We start from the raw sequence: 16,517 nt of genomic DNA on the forward strand, positions 1-16,517 counted from the left end.
GCCGTTGGCCGGCCCAGGCGGTCCGTGGGCCGGCCAACGGCCGGCGCTACCGGCTAGATGCCTTGCCGGCCATGCTCACGGGCGAACGATTGCAGAAGCGCTGACAAATCGCTGGCAAAACCCGCCATGTCAAACACACCGCTCCGCTCACGCGCCAACGCCAGTTCCGCGCGCAGCGCCACCCGTGCCGCGGGATCATTCCCCAGTGCACTGGCCATGGCAATGAACGCCGCATCATCAGCGACATTCATCCGCTCCAGGCCCAGATGATGGTTCAGGCTGCCAGCGACCCGTGACGCAAACGTCTCGCCGGGGCAGGTCAGCACCGGGCACCCGGCCCACAGGGCATCGGAGGCGGTGGTGTGGGCGTTGTAGGGATTCGTGTCCAGGAACAGGTCGGCCAGCGCGTAACGCGCCAGGTACTGGGGGTGGGGCAGCTTGGCCATGAACACCAGCCGTGCCGGCTCCAGCCCTGCCGCTGCGGCCGCCGCGCGCAGTCGTGCATCCGCCTGGCCCGGGCCGGACAGCAGCCACAGCACGCTCCCGGGTACCGCCTGCAGTACCGCGAACGCGCGCTGCATGCTGCGCGGGTTGAGCTTGTAGCTGTTGTTGAAGCAGCAGAACACCACGCCCTGTTCGGGCAGACCGCAGGCCGCGCGATCCGGAGCCGGTTCCAGCACGCGGGTGTTGTCGGAGGGCTGGAACGCGCGTGGCAGGCGCAGCACACGTTCGCTGTAGTGTGGTTCCAGATTGGGCGGCAGGGCGTAGGTATCGCCGATCACCGCGTCCAGCCAAGGCGCGCCCGAGGTACCTGGGTAGGCCAGCCAGTTGATCTGCAGCGGGGCCGGGCGTAGCGCCAGGACTTCCGGTGTGCCGCCGCCGCCCCAGCCACGCAGGTCCAGCAGCACATCGATGCCCTGGGCGCGGATGCGCGCGGCGGTGTCGGCATGACGCAGGCCGGCAACATCGTGCAGCGTGGTGGCCTGCTGCAGGCGCTGGCGGATGCGGCTGCCGTCGTCGCGGTTGAGTGCGAACAGGTGCAGCTGAAGATGAGGGTCGTTCTGCAGCTGTTCGAACAGCGCCACGGTCAACAGGCCGGTCGGATGCGCACCAAAGCCGTTGGACAGTGCACCGATCCGCAGCGGGCCGCGTTCGCGCACCTGTGCCGGCGGCAGCGGACGCAGCCCGCCGGCAATGGCGGCAGCGCGAGTGCGCGCGCAGCGCAGCTGCTCAGCGGCGCTGGCGTCTTCGCTCAAGAATGCAAACGGCTCCACCACGCCGTTACCGGCCGCGACCGCGTCACGCACCTGCGCGGCCAAGCGGTCCAGGTCCTGCCAGTCGCACAGCTTGCGCTGCCAGGCCAAACGCTGCGCAGCGATGTAGGGTTCACCGGGCAGCAACGTGTGCGCGCGCCGGTAGGCGGCCGCAGCCCCTTCGGCGTCGTCGGCATCCTCCAGTGCATGGCCCAGCCACAGCGCGATGCCTGGGTGCTCCGGTGCCAGTGCCGAGGCCGTGCCGAGCAGCTTGGCCGCATCGGCATGCGCCCCGGCCATCCAGGCCACCCGGCCCAGCCGTGCCAGCGCTTCAGGATGGTTGGGGCGCAGTTGCAGGGCGCGCCGGGCGGCCTGCTCGCCGGCGGCGATGTCGCCGGCTTCCAGCTCCAGGTCGGCCAGCATCACCCAGGCCACGAAGTCGCCGGGCTGGCGCGAAAGCGCCTGCTGCAACTGTTGACGCTGCTGCCAGGCCGACACCGGTCAGCCTTCGGACAGCCGGGCCAGTTCGTCGGCCTGGTGCTCGTGGCTGAGGCGGTTGACCAGTGCGTCCAGGTCGCCGGTCATGATGTTGGGCAGGTCGTACAGGGTCAGGCCTTCGACGCGGTGGTCGGTGATCCGTCCCTGCGGGAAGCTGTAGGTGCGGATGCGCTGGCTGCGGTCGCCGCTGCCGACCTGCAGGCGACGGCTCTCGGCCTGCGCGGCGGCCTGCTTGCTGCGTTCGGTGTCCAGCAGCTGCGCCTTCAGACGCTTCATCGCCTTGTCGCGGTTGGCATGCTGGCTGCGTTCGGTCTGGCATTCCACCACCACGCCGGTCGGGACGTGGGTGATGCGGATGGCCGATTCGGTCTTGTTGACGTGCTGGCCGCCCGCACCGGAGGAGCGGAAGGTGTCCACCTTCAGATCGGCCGGATTGATCACCACCTCGTCGACGTCGTCGACTTCCGGGATGATCGCCACCGTGGCCGCCGAGGTATGGATGCGGCCCTGCGATTCCGTGGCCGGCACGCGCTGCACGCGATGCGTGCCCGATTCGAACTTCAGTTTGGAGAACGCGCCGCGACCGACCACGCGCGCGACGATTTCCTTGTAGCCGCCGTGTTCGCCGGGGTTGTCCGATTCGACTTCGACCTTCCAGCCCTGGCGCTCGGCAAAGCGCGCGTACATCCGGAACAGGTCGCCGGCGAAGATGGCGGCTTCGTCGCCGCCGGTGCCGGCGCGCACTTCCAGGAACAGGTTGCCGTCATCGCGCGGGTCGCGCGGCACCAGCAGCAGGGCCAGCGCACCGTCGAGATCCTGCAGGCGCTGCTGCGCGGCGGCGATTTCCTCGTCGGCCAGTTCGCGCAGGTCCGGGTCGGCCCGCATCGCCTCGGCGGCGGCCAGGTCGGCCTTGGCACGCGCCTCCTCTGCCAGCGCGGTCGCCACCGGTTCCAGCTGCGCGAATTCGCGCGAGAAGTTGCGGAAACGCTCGTTGTCGTTGACCACCGCAGGGTCGGCCAACAGGCGTTCAAGTTCCTCGCGGCGCTCGGCCAGGGCTTCCAGCTTACGGCGCAGGGTCGGCGTCATCGTTCCTCACAACAGGGTGTTGATACCCCGGCTTGGCCGGGAACAGGCGCTCGGCGGCGCGGGTCAGTTCAGTATCGCCGCTCAGCGCGGCGGCGCGCAGGGCCGCGGTGGGCGGGTGCAGCAGGCGGTTGGTCAGCCCGTGCGCCAGCAGCTCCAGTACTTCTTCAGCGGATTTGCCATTGGCCAGCTGCTGCCGCGCCTTGTCCAGCATCTCGGTGCGGGTCGCTTCGCCGTAGGCGCGCAGCTGCCGCAATGGAGCCTGGTGGGCGCTGGCCTGCAGCGTTTCGACGAAACGCGCGACCTGCAGTTCAATGATCGCTTCCGCTTCGGCGGCGGCCTCGCGGCGGCTGCGGCGGTTGTCCTCCACCGCACGCTCCAGGTCGTCGACGGTGTACAGGAAGGCGTCCTGCAGGTCACCCACGGCCGCTTCGATATCGCGCGGCACGGCCAGGTCGAACAGCAGCATCGGCTTGTGCTTGCGGGTCTTCAGCGCTGCGGCGACCTGCGCGCGGGTGATCACCGGTTCGCGCGCGGCCGTGGCCGAGAACACCACGTCGGCCTCGCCGAGGTGGCGCTCCAGTTCGGTCAGCGGCAGCGCCACGCCGCCATGGCGGCTGGCCAGTTCCTGCGCGTGGGCCAGGGTGCGGTTGGCGATCAGCAGGCGACGCACGCGGCCTTCGCTGAGGTGACGGGCCGCCAGCTCGATGGTTTCGCCGGCACCGACCAGCAGCACGGTGGAATCCTCCAGCCGCGCGAACGAGTTCTGCGCCAGGCGCACGGCCGTGGAGGCGACCGAGATCGGGTTGGCCCCGACCCGGGTATCGGTGCGGGCACGTTTGGCTACCGAGAAGGTCTGCTGGAACAGCCGGTCCAGGCGCTGGCCAAGCAGGCCGTTGTCGCGCGCGACCGCCCAGGCATCCTTCACCTGGCCCAGGATCTGCGGTTCGCCCAGCACCATGGAGTCCAGTCCGGTGGCGACCCGGAACAGGTGGCGCACCGCGTCGGCGTCGGCATGCTGGTACAGATAGCCCTGCAACTGGCCGGCATGGCTTTCCAGCCACTGCGCCAGCGCGTCACCGGATTCGGCGACCGCGTACAGCTCGGTGCGGTTGCAGGTGGACAGCAGCACGGCTTCGGCCACCTGCGGGGTGTCGCGCAGCGACGCCAGCGCCCGGGGCAGCGCATCGCCGCCAAAAGAGGCGCGTTCGCGCAGCTCCACTGGCGCGGTCTGGTGATTCAGTCCGAGCACCCACAGGGTCATTGTTCAGTTGCTTGCGATAAGCTGCTGGCCATTCAAGTCGCCATTTTAAGGCCATAAGCCCCCGATGCCCGCATTGATTCGCATCTCCAGTGTTCTGCTGCTGTCCCTGGCCGCCAGCGGAGCCTTCGCGGCGGACGTAGCGCCGGGCGCTGCCCGGCTGAACCAGGAACCGGGCGCTGCCCCGCTGGCCGAACCCGCCCCCCTGACCCCGGTGATGGCCGGCGAGTTCGCCCTGCAGGCCGGCAAGCTGCCGGAGGCCGCGCGCTGGTACCTGGAGGCGGCCGAGGCCGGGCGCGACGACGCGGGCCTGGCCGAGCGGGCGACCCGCATCGCCATGCTGGCCAACGACGACGTCCGTGCCGCCAAGGCCCTGAAGCTGTGGGAGGCGCGCGCGCCGCGCGGCCTGGCGCTGCGCAGCAGTGCGGCCGCACTGGACCTGCGCACCGGTGAGCTCAAGGCGGCGCGTACCGAGCTGACCGCGCTGCTGGCCGACCCGGACCCCCGCGGTTGGCGCTTCGCGCTGGCCGCACTGGTGGGCGGCGGACGTGACCCGGCGGTTTCGGCCAAGGTGCTGGGGGAGCTCGTCGACGCCAATGCGATTCCCGATCAGCTCGACGCCTGGCAGGAATTCGGGCGGCTGGCCATGCGCATGGACCAGCCCGTGCTGGCCCGGCGCATGATCGATGAAGTGGTCCGCCGATTCCCGGGCGAGCCGCGCGTGGCCCTGCTCAATGCCAGCCAGATGTTCCAGGCCGGTCGCCGTGACGAGGCACTGGCGGCACTGAAGGCGGTGGAGCCCAAGGCGCGGCAGGATCCCGAGCTGCGCAACGCCGTGGCCATTGCCTATGACGCCATGGGCGACGCGCGTGCCGCCGAGCGCCTGCTGGCGGTGGGGCCGCAGGACGTGCAGACCTGGGGCATGCGCGCCTCTCTGCTGGCCAAGGAAAAGGACGACGCCGCGCTCTCGACGCTGTACGCCGAGCTGTCGCGCCAGGCCAACAAGCCCGATCCCGCGCAGCGCCTGCTGCTGGGCAAGATCGCCGAGTATCTGAAGCGGCCGGCCGAGGCGGTGGACTGGTACCACAGCGTGCCCGGCGGTGAAGAGCTGACCGAGGCCCGCCTGCGCGCCGCCAATGCGCAGTATCTGGTGGGGCGCACCGCGCTGGCCTTCAGCGAGGTCCGGGCGATTCAGTCCGATGCCACCATTGATGACGAAGCCCGCCGCGATGCGTATCTGCTGGAGGCGGAACTGCGCCAGCGCGACAACGACCTGCCCGGCGAACTGGACGCCCTGGCCCGCGGCCTGGCCGCCTACCCGGACGAAAACGGCCTGCTGTACGCCCGCGCGCTGGCCTGGGAACGCCGCGACGACGTGCCGCGTGCCGAAGCGGACCTGCGCAAGATTCTGGTGACCGAGCCAGAGAATGTGGCCGCGCTCAACGCGCTGGGCTACACCCTGGCCGATCGCACCACCCGCTACCAGGAAGCGCTGGAGCTGATCGACCGTGCACGCGTGGCCGAACCGGACAATGCCGCCATCATCGACAGCTACGGCTGGGTACTGTACCGGCTGGGTCGCAAGGAAGAAGCGCTGGTGCAGCTGCGCCGTGCCTGGACCCTGGCCAAGGACGCCGAGATTGCCGCCCACGTGGGTGAAGTGCTGTGGGTGCTGGGGCGCAAGGACGAAGCCCGGCATTTCTTCGACGAAGCCCGCAAGCTGGACCCTGACAACCGCGCACTGCAGCGCGTGATCGAGACATTTGGCGTATGACTCTGCATTACTTCAAGGTCGGTGCCGTTGCGGCGCTGTCGCTCGCGCTGTCGGCCTGTGTTTCGATGGAAACGCGCAAGGCCCCGGCCGCACCGGCGGTGGTCGACACCGTCTCGCCGGCGGCGCAGCAGGCGGAAAACGAGCGGGTCGCCGCGCTGCGCGCGCAGCCGGCGTGGTCCTTCCAGGGCCGGGTGGCCGTCAACAAGGGCCGCAACGGTGGCAATGGCCGTATCGACTGGCAGCAGCGGGACCGGCAGTACGTGATCGAACTCAGCGCACCGGTGACCCGGCAGAGCTGGACCCTCACCGGCGACAGCCACCACGAGGGCGGTCGCCTCGAGGGATTGGACGGCGGTCCGCGCGAGGGTGAAGACGCCCAGCAACTGCTGCTGGAGGCCACCGGCTGGGACATTCCCGTCAACCAGTTGCCGGACTGGGTGCGTGGCCTGGTCGCCGACGATGCCGCTGCTGCGGAGCAGGTTGAACGCGATGGGGAAGGCCGTCCGCGTCGGGTCCGCCAGATGGGCTGGGACATCCAGTACCTGGACTGGTATCCGCCGCAGGGCGATCAACCCGGGCTGCCGCGTCGGATCGAGGCCGTCAGTGGTGATGCCAAGGTGCGCGTGCTGGTCGACAGCTGGACGCTGGCCCAGCCATGAACCCGGACACGCTGAACGAGGCTGGCTGGTCCTGGTGGCCGGCCCCGGCCAAGCTGAACCTGTTTCTGCACATCACCGGCCGTCGTGCCGACGGCTACCACCTGCTGCAGAGTGTGTTCCGCCTGCTCGACTGGGGCGACCGGATCGGCCTGCGGGTGCGTGAAGACGGGCAGGTGCGTCGTCAGGGCCGTTCGGTCGCGGGCGTTGCAGAAGCCGACGACCTTGCCGTGCGTGCGGCACTCCTGCTGAAATCAAGTGCCAACATCGGCCAAGGTGTCGACATCGTCGTCGAAAAGCGCATTCCTGCTGGCGGTGGTTTCGGCGGTGGCTCGTCCGACGCCGCCACCGTGCTGCGCGCCCTCAACCAGCTGTGGGGTGCCGGGCTGGACGAAGAGGCGCTGGCTGCGCTGGGCCTGCAGCTGGGGGCGGACGTGCCGGTGTTCGTGCGCGGCCGCAATGCCTGGGCCGAGGGGGTAGGGGAGCAGCTGACCCCGCTGAAGCTGAATCCGGCCTGGTACGTCATTGCCGACCCTGGCGTGCACGTGCCGACCGCTGCACTTTTCAGCAGTCCGGATTTGACGCGGGACGCCCCAGTGGCGAAAATAGCGGACTTCGCTTCCGGGTCTTTGCTCGGGAATGCGTTCGAGCCGGTACTGCGCCGTCGCGAACCTGCCGTGGAGGCAGTGCTTGCGACGTTGAGCAGGATTGGCCGGGCACGACTCACCGGGTCGGGAAGCGGTTGCTTCGTCGAGTTCGCCACGCGCGCTGCTGCAGAGCAGGGCCTGGCGCAGTTGCCGAAGGAACTGCGGGCATGGGTGGCTGCGGGCGTGGAGCGCTCGCCACTGCTTGATGTACTCGAGCGTTATTGATTTTGATGCAGGGGCGTCGCCAAGAGGCCCAAGGCACCAGGTTTTGATCCTGGCATTCGGAGGTTCGAATCCTCCCGCCCCTGCCACTCGCGGAGTTCCGCTGCGGGTTACTGCGCATGCTGCGCGGGCCCGGTTGGAGCTTCGCGGTGTTGTCACCGCAGACACTCACGGGTGCCCGCGGCCGAGTTCTCCGCCCTAGCTCCCGCCCGAGACCGACATGATGCAAGAACACCCCAACCTGCTGGTTTTTTCCGGCAACGCCAACAAGCGCCTTGCGCAGAGCATCTGCAAGGAACTGGGGGTTCGGCCGGGCAAGGCGTTGGTGTCGCGCTTCTCCGACGGTGAAGTGCAGGTCGAAATCGAGGAAAACGTCCGCAAGCAGGACGTGTTCGTGATCCAGCCGACCTGTGCACCCAGCGCTGAGAACCTGATGGAACTGCTGGTGCTGATCGACGCGCTCAAGCGCGCCTCGGTCAACAGCGTCACCGCGGTGGTGCCGTACTTCGGCTACTCGCGCCAGGATCGCCGCATGCGCTCCTCGCGCGTGCCGATCACCGCCAAGGTGGCCGCCAAGATGTTCAGCGCGGTGGGGGCCGACCGGGTGCTCACCGTGGACCTGCATGCGGACCAGATCCAGGGGTTCTTCGACATGCCGGTCGACAACGTGTATGCGTCGCCGCTGCTGCTCGCCGACATCTGGCGCGCCTACGGCACCGAAAACCTGATCGTGGTGTCCCCGGACGTGGGTGGTGTGGTGCGTGCGCGCGCTGTCGCCAAGCGTCTGGACGATGCCGATCTGGCGATCATCGACAAGCGCCGTCCGCGCGCCAACGTCTCCACCGTGATGAACATCATCGGTGACGTCGAAGGCAAGACCTGCGTGATGGTCGATGACATCGTCGATACCGCCGGCACCCTGTGTGCGGCCGCTGCAGCGCTGAAGGCGCGCGGCGCGCTCAAGGTGGCGGCTTACTGCACCCACGCCGTGCTCTCGGGCCCGGCCGTGGACAACCTGAACAACTCCCAGCTCGATGAGCTGGTGGTGACCGACACCATCCCGCTGCGCGACGAAGCCCGCGTGTGCAGCAAGATCCGCCAGCTCAGCGTGGCGGAAATGCTGGCCGAAACGATGCGCCGCATCGCCTTCGGTGAGTCGGTCAGCTCGCTGTACGTGGATTGATGTGAAGTTTTTCCCGCCCGTCGGCAACGGCGTGCGGGGCCCTGGGTACTTCTGGTCGCGGAAGTGCCTTTCAACCGCCAAGCCATTCCGGCAAGGCAACAACTGGTAGCAAGAAAATGTCGAAGACCCATGAAATCAAGGTCACCAAGCGTGAAGAGCAGCGTAAGGGTGCGAGCCGCCGCCTGCGTAACGCTGGTGTGATCCCCGCCATCGTGTACGGCGGTGACGCCAAGCCGGTCGCCATCAGCCTGGACCACAACGCCATCTGGCTGGCCCAGCAGAACGAGTGGTTCTACTCGTCCATCCTGGACCTGAACCTGGACGGCCAGATCCAGAAGGTGCTGCTGCGTGACATGCAGCGCCACCCGTTCAAGCAGCTGATCATGCACCTGGACTTCCTGCGCGTGAACGAAAACGAGAAGCTGACCGCTTCCGTGCCGCTGCACTTCATCAACGAAGACACCTCGCCGGCTGGCAAGGCTGCCGACGTCGTGGTCACCCACGAACTGAAGGAAGTGACCGTGTCCTGCCTGCCGAAGGACCTGCCGGAGTCGATCGACGTCGACCTGGCTGGCCTGAACGCCGGTGACGTGGTGTACCTGTCCAACATCAAGCTGCCGAAGGGCGTGGAAATCCCGGCCCTGGCGCTGGGCAAGGACCACGACGACGCCATCGTCACCGCCAAGACCGGCAAGGTCGACGCGGCCGACGAAGAAGCTCCGGCTGCCGAGTAATACCAAGCGGTGCCCGCCTTCGGGCGGGCACCGTGCTGGAAGGGACGATGGCAGGATTGCGACTGATCGTCGGTTTGGGCAACCCCGGATCGGAACACGCCCGGACCCGGCACAATGCCGGGTTTCATTTCGTTGAGGCCCTGGCCGAAAAGGCCGGAGCGCGCTGGAGCGTGGACAGCAAGCTGTTCGGTGAGACCGCCAAGGTCGAGATCGCCGGCCAGCCGGTGTGGCTGCTCAAGCCCGCCACCTTCATGAACCTCAGTGGCAAATCGGTCACCGCCGCACAGCGGTTCTGGAAGATCGAGCCCGAGGACACCCTGTTGGCCCATGACGAACTGGACCTGGCCCCGGGTGTGGCGCGGTTGAAATTCGACGGTGGCCACGGCGGCCAGAACGGCCTGCGCGATACCATGCGGCTGCTCGGGCATGGGAAGTTCCACCGGCTGCGCCTGGGCATCGGCCATCCCGGTCACAAGGACCGCGTGGTGGGCTGGGTGCTGGGGCGTCCCTCCAAGGACGACGACGTACTCATGGCCCGCGCCATCGACGATGCCATCGACGTGTTGCCGTTGGCGGTGCAGGGCGACTACAACGAGGCGATGAAGCGCCTGCACACCCCGAAATGATCTGCCGGGCACGGCCCGGCACTACACGTTGAAACGGCTTGGGAAAGCACCGCGCGCGCTGTTTTCCCAATCCATTTCACCCCAGAGGTTGTCAAAGATGGGTATCAAATGCGGCATCGTCGGCCTGCCCAATGTGGGCAAGTCGACCCTGTTCAACGCGCTGACCAAGGCGGGCATCGCTGCGGCCAACTTCCCGTTCTGCACCATCGAGCCGAACGTCGGCATCGTGCCGGTGCCGGATCCGCGCCTGGGCGAGCTGGCGGCGATCATCAACCCGCAGAAGGTCATCCCGACCGCGGTCGAGTTCGTCGACATCGCCGGCCTGGTGGCCGGTGCGGCCAGCGGCGAAGGCCTGGGCAACAAGTTCCTCGCCCACATCCGTGAAGTCGACGCCATCACCCACGTGGTGCGTTGCTTCGAGCACGGCGACATCGTGCACGTGGCCGGCAAGGTCGACCCGATCGCCGACATCGAAACCATCGACATCGAACTGGCCCTGGCCGACCTGGACAGCGTCGAGAAGGCGCTGAACCGCGCCGAGCGCGCGGCCAAGGGCGGCGACAAGGACGCCACCGCACGCAAGCCGGTGCTGGCCAAGCTGCAGGCCGCCCTGGCCGACGGCAAGGCCGCCCGTTCGGTCGGTCTGGACGATGAGGAAAAGGCGCTGATCCGCGACCTGTTCCTGCTCACCATCAAGCCGGTGATGTACATCGCCAACGTGCTGGAAGACGGCTTCGACAACAACCCGCATCTCGAAGCTGTGCGCGCCCACGCCGCCGCCGAAGGTGCCATGGTGGTGCCGGTGTCGGCGGCCATTGAAGAAGAGCTCTCGCAGCTTGACGACGAAGACCGCGACACCTTCCTGACCGACCTCGGCCTGACCGAGCCGGGCTTGAACCGCGTCATCAACGCCGCATACAGCCTGCTCGGCCTGCAGACCTACTTCACCGCCGGGGTGAAGGAAGTCCGCGCCTGGACTGTGCGTAAGGGTGCCACCGCCCCGCAGGCCGCCGCGGTGATCCACACCGACTTCGAGAAGGGCTTCATCCGCGCCGAAACCATCGCGTATGACGACTTCATCAAGTACAAGGGTGAGTCCGGTGCCAAGGAAGCCGGTCGCCTGCGTCTGGAAGGCAAGGAATACCGCGTCCAGGAAGGCGACATCCTGCACTTCCGCTTCAACGTCTGATCGCATCCGCAATCGATGTCCACAACGCCCCGCCTTCGTGCGGGGCGTTGTGCGTTTCGGGGGTGGTGAAAAAATGACCGCGTGTTGAAAGCGCTGTCGCGCAAGGTTCAGCGCAGTTGTCCACAGCAAACTCCCACGGCTTTCCACGTTGGGTGTGGAAAACGCTTGTCATGCCTGGACAAAAATTCGCCACGTGTTGAAAGCGTTGCTGGGTGTGGCTTACATGCAGTTGTCCACAGCAAACTCCCATCGCTTTCCACGTGTGGTGTGGAAAACGTGCGCCGATTGAGTGTGGTCAAAAAATGATCAGGCGTTTGAAAGTGCTGTCGCGCCGGGCTTTGGATGGGTTATCCACATCATTCTCCCGGAGCATTCCACATGCCATGTGGAAAAGTAGCGACACGCCATGCGTGTCGAAGAACGGTCGCGAGCGCAGCAACAGCCGTTTTCGATTTTGGGTCATGCGTTAACGGGCGTTGAGCCGTCCACGGCCGTCGTCTGTCGACCGACGCTACCGGCCCAACATCCCGAGCAATCCCATTCGCGCGGTGACCGCGTGATTTTGATCTTCGGTGGCCACCGACCCTCTGTCGATGGCGGGTCGGGGTGGGCTGGAGGGGGCGTGAGCCGCATGGATGCGGCGACCGAGGCTCCATGGATGGATTCACGCCGTCCCCCGGAACGCCCATCCCGAGCCGCCAAGCCAGGGATGCCGTGAACACCGGCTGTTCGCACGAATCCAGCAGCAGCCACGCAGGGCGTGGCTCTACGGATCCCGTGCAATCAAGCGGTCAGAGGGCCGAGCCGCCGAACTTGTGCGTGTACTGCAGGTTGATCGTGCGGCCTACGGTGTCGAACCAGCTGACGTCGTAGTACGGGTACGACGTGTACGTCGCATCCTTCGGCGGCATCTTGTTGAACACGTTGACCACCGACAGCGACAGGCGCGAGTGGTCGTCGAAGCGGTACTGCAGCGACAGGTTGTAGCGGTAGGTCGCCTTGACCCACGGGCTGTCGCCGCTGTCCCAGTCGAAGCTCTGGTCGTAGCTGTCGTAGGTCGGCAGCCGGCCCAGGCGCGACCCGTACAGCGTCGCCGACCACGCCGCCTGCTCCCAGGTCAGGCTCGCGCTGGTCTTCGTGCGCGGAATGTCGAAACCGCTGTTCACCGCGAACTGGTCCTCCACCGCATCGCCCGCGTACTGCTGGAAGTCGTGCGTCTTCACCCAGGTGTGGTTGCCGCTCAGGATGAAATCACCCACCCCCGTCGTCAGACGGTAGCGCAGGCCCACGTCGATGCCCTGGGTGCGCTCGCGCGCCACGTTGATCGGGCTCACGTGCACGCCGTACAGACGACCATCGTCCGTGCGCGTGACCCGGCTGATCGCGTCCACGCAGGTCGGCGAGGCCGCGTCCGCCGAGCCCAGGCGGCAGGCCGCCTCGTCACGCAGGATCGTGCTCACGTCCATGTCCTGCACCTGGTCGCGCATGTCGATGTCGAACCAGTCCACCGACAGGTCCAGCCCGATCGCCGGTGACCACACCAGCCCCGCGCTCCACGACGTGCTCGTTTCCGGATCCAGCTGGCGGTTGCCCGCACGCGAGCGGATCAGGTTCTCCTCGTAATCGGAGCAGTCGTCCGCCCCGTCCAGCGCGCAGGCGTAATAGTCGTTCGCACTGGTCTCGTCATTGCCCGGGCCTGCGTACACGTAGTGCAGGTCCGGCGCGCGGAATGCCGTGCCGTACGAACCCCGCACCAGCAGCGTGTCCAGCGGACGCCACTCGATGCCGCCGCTCCAGGTCGCCTTGCCGATGCTGTTGCCCGAGTAGCGGTACTGGTCGTAACGACCCGCCACGCTCAGGTTCAACGTCTCCAGCAGCGGCAGGCGCAGCTCCGCCGCCGTCGCCCAGCGGTTGCGGCTGCCATGGCCGTCTGAGTCCTTCCAGCTGTAGTAGTAGTACTCCGTCGCCAGCGGGTCCGGGTTCAGCGCGTAGGACTGGTTGCCGAACTCCGCAGTCGCCGCGAAGCCCGCCTTGCCGCCGGGCAGGGCGAACAGCTCACCGTTGGTCAGGGTCAGTGCCGCCGTGTCGGTGCGCGACTTCGGGGTGTACGTGGTGCGTGCGGCGATGCTGTCGTACTCGGCGCGGGTCAGCGGCTGGTACAGGCGCGCCGGGTCGGCGTTGTAGATCGGGAAGCCGTCATCGTCCTCGCCCAGCTGCGGTCCCAGGAACAGGTCATTGGCCTTGGCGGCGATGATCTGCGGCCAGCGGATGCTCGACTGGTACTGCGAATGGCTCAGCGAAGCCTCGTAGTCCCACGCACCGGTCAGCGTGCCCTTGAAGCCGGTGGTCACGCTGAAGGTCTTCTGCGTGCTGCGGATCATGCCGTTGCGCAGTCCGCCCATTTCCTCCGGCGAGAACTGGCGCTGCCAGAATTCCACCTGGTCGGTGGCCTGGTTGTAGAAATAGCCGTCCTCGTTGCCGTCGGCGGCCATCCGCCCCCACTGGGTCACGTCGCGCATCAGGGCGATGTCGTGGTAGCCCAGCTGCACGTCCGCGAACCATTCCGCGCCGTTGTCGAAGGCGTAGCGCAGCGAAGCATAGCCGTTGGCCCCACGGCGCTTGCTCAGGATCGTGCCGTAGCCGATCGAGCGGTCGCTGCCGCAGTAGAAGCCGTAGCGCGCGCGCTCGGCGTAGTACGTGCTGCCGCCGTTCTGTCCTGCCAGGGCATCGCAGGTGGCCTGGCCCGGGTCGAGATAGTCGTCGTTGTAGTCGGTGCGCAGGTAGGCACGACGCGCCGCACGCGCGCTTTCCGTGGGTGCGTCCAGGGTCGAGTCCTGCTGGCTGCGTTCATAGGCCCACAGCGGGGTCTGCGACTGCAGCTCCAGGCTGTACACCGCGCTGAAACGGCCGGCATCGAAGCCGCTGGCCACGCTCATGTCGAACGAGTCACCGCCGCCTTCGGTGGTGGTGCCCATGCGCATGTCCACCGTGGTGCCGTCCACCTGCTTCTTCAGGATGAAGTTGACCACGCCGGCAATCGCGTCCGAGCCGTAGATCGCCGACGCGCTGCCGGTCAGCACTTCAATCCGCTCGATCATGCCCAGCGGGATATTGGACACATCCGTGAAGTTGCTGCGGCCCTGGAATGGCATCGGGAAATCGGCGATGCGCCGGCCATTGACCAGCACCAGGGTGTGGTTCGGGCCGAGTCCGCGCAGATCCACCTGCTGCGCCCCGGGCGAGAAGTCCGCGCCGCTGGCCGACTGCTGGCTCTGGGTTTCACCGCCATTCTGGGTCATCGAGCGCAGCACGTCCGGCACGCTGGTGAAGCCGCTGGCCTGGATCTGCTCGGCGGTGATCACCGTCACCGGGGCCGGGCCCTCCACCTGCGCGCGCGGAATGCGCGAGCCCGTGACCTGCACCGTGTCCAACTGCTGCACACCAGGGGCCGTCGGGGACTGGGCCGCCGCGACTGCGGACACACCCATCAACGCCAGCTGGATCGACCACGCCATCGCCTGTTTACGCATGAGAATTCTCGAGAAGAAAAGTCGGCCTCAAGGGAGGCCTGGCCCCCATTCACATTTGGAATGGACGGCGCGCATTTAACGCCTTTTTTACCTTGCCCGCCAGCGGCCCTGCTTCAGCTTGGTCAGGCTGCGGCATGATGTACCCATTCTCATCCCGGGCCCTGTTCATGTTGCTTCGTTCCCGCCTGCTGCTTGCGCTTCTTCTTGCCCCTTCCCTGGCCTGTGCGGCCGATCCGGTGCTGGTCCTTCATGGCGGGGCCGGGGTTCAGCGCAAGGACCTGAGCCCGGCCGAGGAGCGGAGCGCGCGCGATGCACTGCGCCAGGCGCTGCTGGCCGGCCACCGGGCGCTGAATGACGGCAAGCCGGCGCTCGAGGCGGTCACGGCGGCCATTACCGTGCTGGAGGACGATCCGACCTTCAATGCGGGCAAGGGGGCGGTATTCACCCATGACGGGCGCAACGAACTGGATGCCGCGCTCATGGACGGCGCGACCCTGAAAGCCGGTGCGGTCGCCGGGGTGCAGCGGGTGCGCAATCCGATCCAGCTGGCCGAGGCCGTGATGCAGCATTCGCCGCACGTGATGATGGTGGGGCAGGGGGCTGAGGCGTTTGCCGCCAGCCAGAACATCACGCTGGTCGATCCGGCCTATTTCCGCACCGAAAAACGCTGGCAGCAGCTGCAGCGCGCACTGAAGGAAGAGGCCAGTGGCCAGGCGCACGCCGATTTCGAAACCGCCCGGCATTTCGGCACGGTGGGCGCGGTGGCGCTGGATGCGCAAGGCCATCTGGCCGCAGGTACGTCCACCGGCGGCATGACCAACAAGCGCTATGGGCGCGTGGGCGACGCGCCGATCATCGGTGCCGGCACCTATGCCAATGCCACGTGTGCTGTTTCCGGCACGGGCTGGGGTGAGTTCTACATCCGCACCGCGGCTGCGCACGACATCTGCGCACGCATGCAGTACCTGAAGCAGTCGCCGGTCGAGGCCAGTCGCGCGGTCATCAATGAACGTATTCCCGCACTGGGTGGCGACGGCGGGGCGATCGTGCTGTCGGCCGACGGTGTTGCCGCCACGCCATTCAACACCCAGGGCATGTATCGGGGCTGGATTGGACGCGATGGCGTGCCGCATGTGGCGATCTTCGATGACGAGCACCTGCCGCTGCCAGGTGAATGAGCCCGTCGCAGCAGGAAATTTTCACTTCGTGTGAAAAATTTCAAAAAGGTTGTTGACAGAACCCGCATTCACCCCCAAAATTCACGGCTCTTCCACCCCACACCGAAAACGCTTCGGCACGACGGGACAGGGTGGTAAGGAGGGATACCCAAGCGGCCAACGGGGGCAGACTGTAAATCTGCTGGCTTACGCCTTCGGTGGTTCGAATCCACCTCCCTCCACCAGTTTCATGTTGTGGCAAGAGCTTCCGATGCGGGAGTAGTTCAATGGTAGAACCTCAGCCTTCCAAGCTGATGGTGCGGGTTCGATCCCCGTCTCCCGCTCCATTGAATGAGTTTGAATATATTCAAATTCATGCCATAATACAAAACTCGCTCACGTAGCTCAGTCGGTAGAGCACCTCCTTGGTAAGGAGGAGGTCGAAGGTTCGATTCCTTTCGTGAGCACCATCTAAGTGCACCATTCAGACGATTCGAGATAAGCAGCCATGGCCAAGGGTAAGTTCGAGCGCACCAAGCCGCACGTCAACGTCGGCACCATCGGTCACGTCGACCACGGCAAGACCACGCTGACCGCCGCACTGACCAAGATCGGTGCCGAGCGCTTCGGTGGCGAGTTCAAGGATTACTCCGCGATCGACGCCGCGCCGGAAGAAAAGGCACGTGGCATCACGATCTCGACCG

General features: G+C 66.7%; 13 protein-coding genes and 4 tRNA genes. 13 read left to right on the forward strand and 4 right to left on the reverse strand.

Annotation, left to right across the window (positions count from 1 at the left end; all coding sequences use genetic code 11):
• Window positions 1-53: 53 nt before the first annotated feature.
• The 3 genes from QMX83_RS13785 to hemA are packed head-to-tail and all read right to left on the reverse strand — an operon-like array spanning window position 54 to window position 4,098.
• Entirely contained in the window at window positions 54-1,751 is a 1,698-nt protein-coding gene (locus tag QMX83_RS13785; protein WP_282297219.1) for a tetratricopeptide repeat protein, read from the reverse strand.
• Between the two features lie 3 nt (window positions 1,752-1,754).
• The gene (gene prfA / locus QMX83_RS13790; RefSeq protein ID WP_282297220.1) at window positions 1,755-2,837 is read right to left on the reverse strand and encodes a peptide chain release factor 1; all 1,083 of its coding nucleotides are present in this window, start codon (window positions 2,835-2,837) and stop codon (window positions 1,755-1,757) included.
• Window positions 2,815-4,098, reverse strand: a complete 1,284-nt coding sequence (hemA, locus tag QMX83_RS13795) for a glutamyl-tRNA reductase (protein ID WP_282297221.1) — start codon at window positions 4,096-4,098, stop codon at window positions 2,815-2,817. Before hemA ends, prfA begins: the two co-directional genes overlap by 23 nt.
• Window positions 4,099-4,162: 64 nt before the next feature.
• Here hemA and QMX83_RS13800 point away from each other — a divergent pair, with 64 nt between their 5' ends.
• The 8 genes from QMX83_RS13800 to ychF all read left to right on the forward strand — a co-directional run bounded on the left by QMX83_RS13800 (window position 4,163) and on the right by ychF (window position 11,126).
• Window positions 4,163-5,869, forward strand: a complete 1,707-nt coding sequence (locus QMX83_RS13800) for a tetratricopeptide repeat protein (protein WP_282297222.1) — start codon at window positions 4,163-4,165, stop codon at window positions 5,867-5,869.
• Entirely contained in the window at window positions 5,866-6,528 is a 663-nt protein-coding gene (gene lolB, locus QMX83_RS13805; RefSeq protein WP_282297223.1) for a lipoprotein insertase outer membrane protein LolB, read from the forward strand. The genes QMX83_RS13800 and lolB overlap by 4 nt, the downstream gene beginning before the upstream one ends.
• Window positions 6,525-7,397: a 4-(cytidine 5'-diphospho)-2-C-methyl-D-erythritol kinase gene (gene ispE, locus QMX83_RS13810; RefSeq protein WP_282297224.1), complete on the forward strand. Its 873-nt coding sequence runs from the start codon at window positions 6,525-6,527 to the stop codon at window positions 7,395-7,397. The genes lolB and ispE overlap by 4 nt, the downstream gene beginning before the upstream one ends.
• A 9-nt stretch (window positions 7,398-7,406) precedes the next feature.
• Window positions 7,407-7,483 (forward strand) — tRNA-Gln (locus tag QMX83_RS13815).
• Window positions 7,484-7,617: 134 nt separating this feature from the next.
• On the forward strand, window positions 7,618-8,577 hold the full coding sequence (locus QMX83_RS13820) for a ribose-phosphate diphosphokinase (RefSeq protein WP_125358654.1): 960 nt from the start codon (window positions 7,618-7,620) through the stop codon (window positions 8,575-8,577).
• Between the two features lie 116 nt (window positions 8,578-8,693).
• Window positions 8,694-9,311 (forward strand): 50S ribosomal protein L25/general stress protein Ctc, encoded by a 618-nt coding sequence (locus tag QMX83_RS13825; protein WP_282297225.1) that lies wholly within the window; start codon window positions 8,694-8,696, stop codon window positions 9,309-9,311.
• 47 nt (window positions 9,312-9,358) lie between these two features.
• The gene (gene pth, locus QMX83_RS13830) at window positions 9,359-9,937 is read left to right on the forward strand and encodes an aminoacyl-tRNA hydrolase (protein ID WP_282297226.1); all 579 of its coding nucleotides are present in this window, start codon (window positions 9,359-9,361) and stop codon (window positions 9,935-9,937) included.
• 97 nt (window positions 9,938-10,034) lie between these two features.
• Window positions 10,035-11,126: a redox-regulated ATPase YchF gene (gene ychF, locus QMX83_RS13835; protein ID WP_282297227.1), complete on the forward strand. Its 1,092-nt coding sequence runs from the start codon at window positions 10,035-10,037 to the stop codon at window positions 11,124-11,126.
• Window positions 11,127-11,917: 791 nt separating this feature from the next.
• On the opposite strand, the gene QMX83_RS13840 is transcribed toward ychF, so the two are convergent.
• Complete coding sequence (locus QMX83_RS13840) at window positions 11,918-14,656, reverse strand: TonB-dependent receptor (RefSeq protein ID WP_282297228.1); 2,739 nt, start codon at window positions 14,654-14,656, stop codon at window positions 11,918-11,920.
• A 167-nt stretch (window positions 14,657-14,823) separates the two neighbouring features.
• Between QMX83_RS13840 and QMX83_RS13845 the strand changes: the two genes are divergently transcribed.
• The 5 genes from QMX83_RS13845 to QMX83_RS13865 all read left to right on the forward strand — a co-directional run.
• Complete coding sequence (locus QMX83_RS13845) at window positions 14,824-15,834, forward strand: isoaspartyl peptidase/L-asparaginase (RefSeq protein ID WP_282297229.1); 1,011 nt, start codon at window positions 14,824-14,826, stop codon at window positions 15,832-15,834.
• Between the two features lie 138 nt (window positions 15,835-15,972).
• A tRNA-Tyr gene (locus tag QMX83_RS13850) sits at window positions 15,973-16,058 on the forward strand.
• A 28-nt stretch (window positions 16,059-16,086) separates the two neighbouring features.
• Window positions 16,087-16,160, forward strand: a tRNA-Gly gene (locus QMX83_RS13855).
• A gap of 47 nt (window positions 16,161-16,207) precedes the next feature.
• Window positions 16,208-16,283, forward strand: a tRNA-Thr gene (locus QMX83_RS13860).
• Window positions 16,284-16,321: 38 nt separating this feature from the next.
• A partial coding sequence (locus QMX83_RS13865; RefSeq protein ID WP_254427889.1) for a GTP-binding protein occupies window positions 16,322-16,517 on the forward strand: 196 nt, incomplete at its 3' end.

This window comes from Stenotrophomonas sp. PS02289 (assembly GCF_029960115.1).
Classification (GTDB): Bacteria; Pseudomonadota; Gammaproteobacteria; order Xanthomonadales; family Xanthomonadaceae; genus Stenotrophomonas.

Excerpts from the sequence above, each read along its gene's own strand:
- QMX83_RS13840 (WP_282297228.1), bottom strand. The coding sequence starts at position 14,656 with ATGCGTAAACAGGCGATGGCGTGGTCGATCCAGCTGGCGTTGATGGGT.
- pth (WP_282297226.1), top strand. The coding sequence starts at position 9,359 with ATGGCAGGATTGCGACTGATCGTCGGTTTGGGCAACCCCGGATCGGAA.
- ispE (WP_282297224.1), top strand. The coding sequence starts at position 6,525 with ATGAACCCGGACACGCTGAACGAGGCTGGCTGGTCCTGGTGGCCGGCC.
- lolB (WP_282297223.1), top strand. The coding sequence starts at position 5,866 with ATGACTCTGCATTACTTCAAGGTCGGTGCCGTTGCGGCGCTGTCGCTC.
- QMX83_RS13845 (WP_282297229.1), top strand. The coding sequence starts at position 14,824 with ATGTTGCTTCGTTCCCGCCTGCTGCTTGCGCTTCTTCTTGCCCCTTCC.
- QMX83_RS13820 (WP_125358654.1), top strand. The coding sequence starts at position 7,618 with ATGCAAGAACACCCCAACCTGCTGGTTTTTTCCGGCAACGCCAACAAG.
- ychF (WP_282297227.1), top strand. The coding sequence starts at position 10,035 with ATGGGTATCAAATGCGGCATCGTCGGCCTGCCCAATGTGGGCAAGTCG.
- prfA (WP_282297220.1), bottom strand. The coding sequence starts at position 2,837 with ATGACGCCGACCCTGCGCCGTAAGCTGGAAGCCCTGGCCGAGCGCCGC.
- hemA (WP_282297221.1), bottom strand. The coding sequence starts at position 4,098 with ATGACCCTGTGGGTGCTCGGACTGAATCACCAGACCGCGCCAGTGGAG.
- QMX83_RS13825 (WP_282297225.1), top strand. The coding sequence starts at position 8,694 with ATGTCGAAGACCCATGAAATCAAGGTCACCAAGCGTGAAGAGCAGCGT.
- QMX83_RS13800 (WP_282297222.1), top strand. The coding sequence starts at position 4,163 with ATGCCCGCATTGATTCGCATCTCCAGTGTTCTGCTGCTGTCCCTGGCC.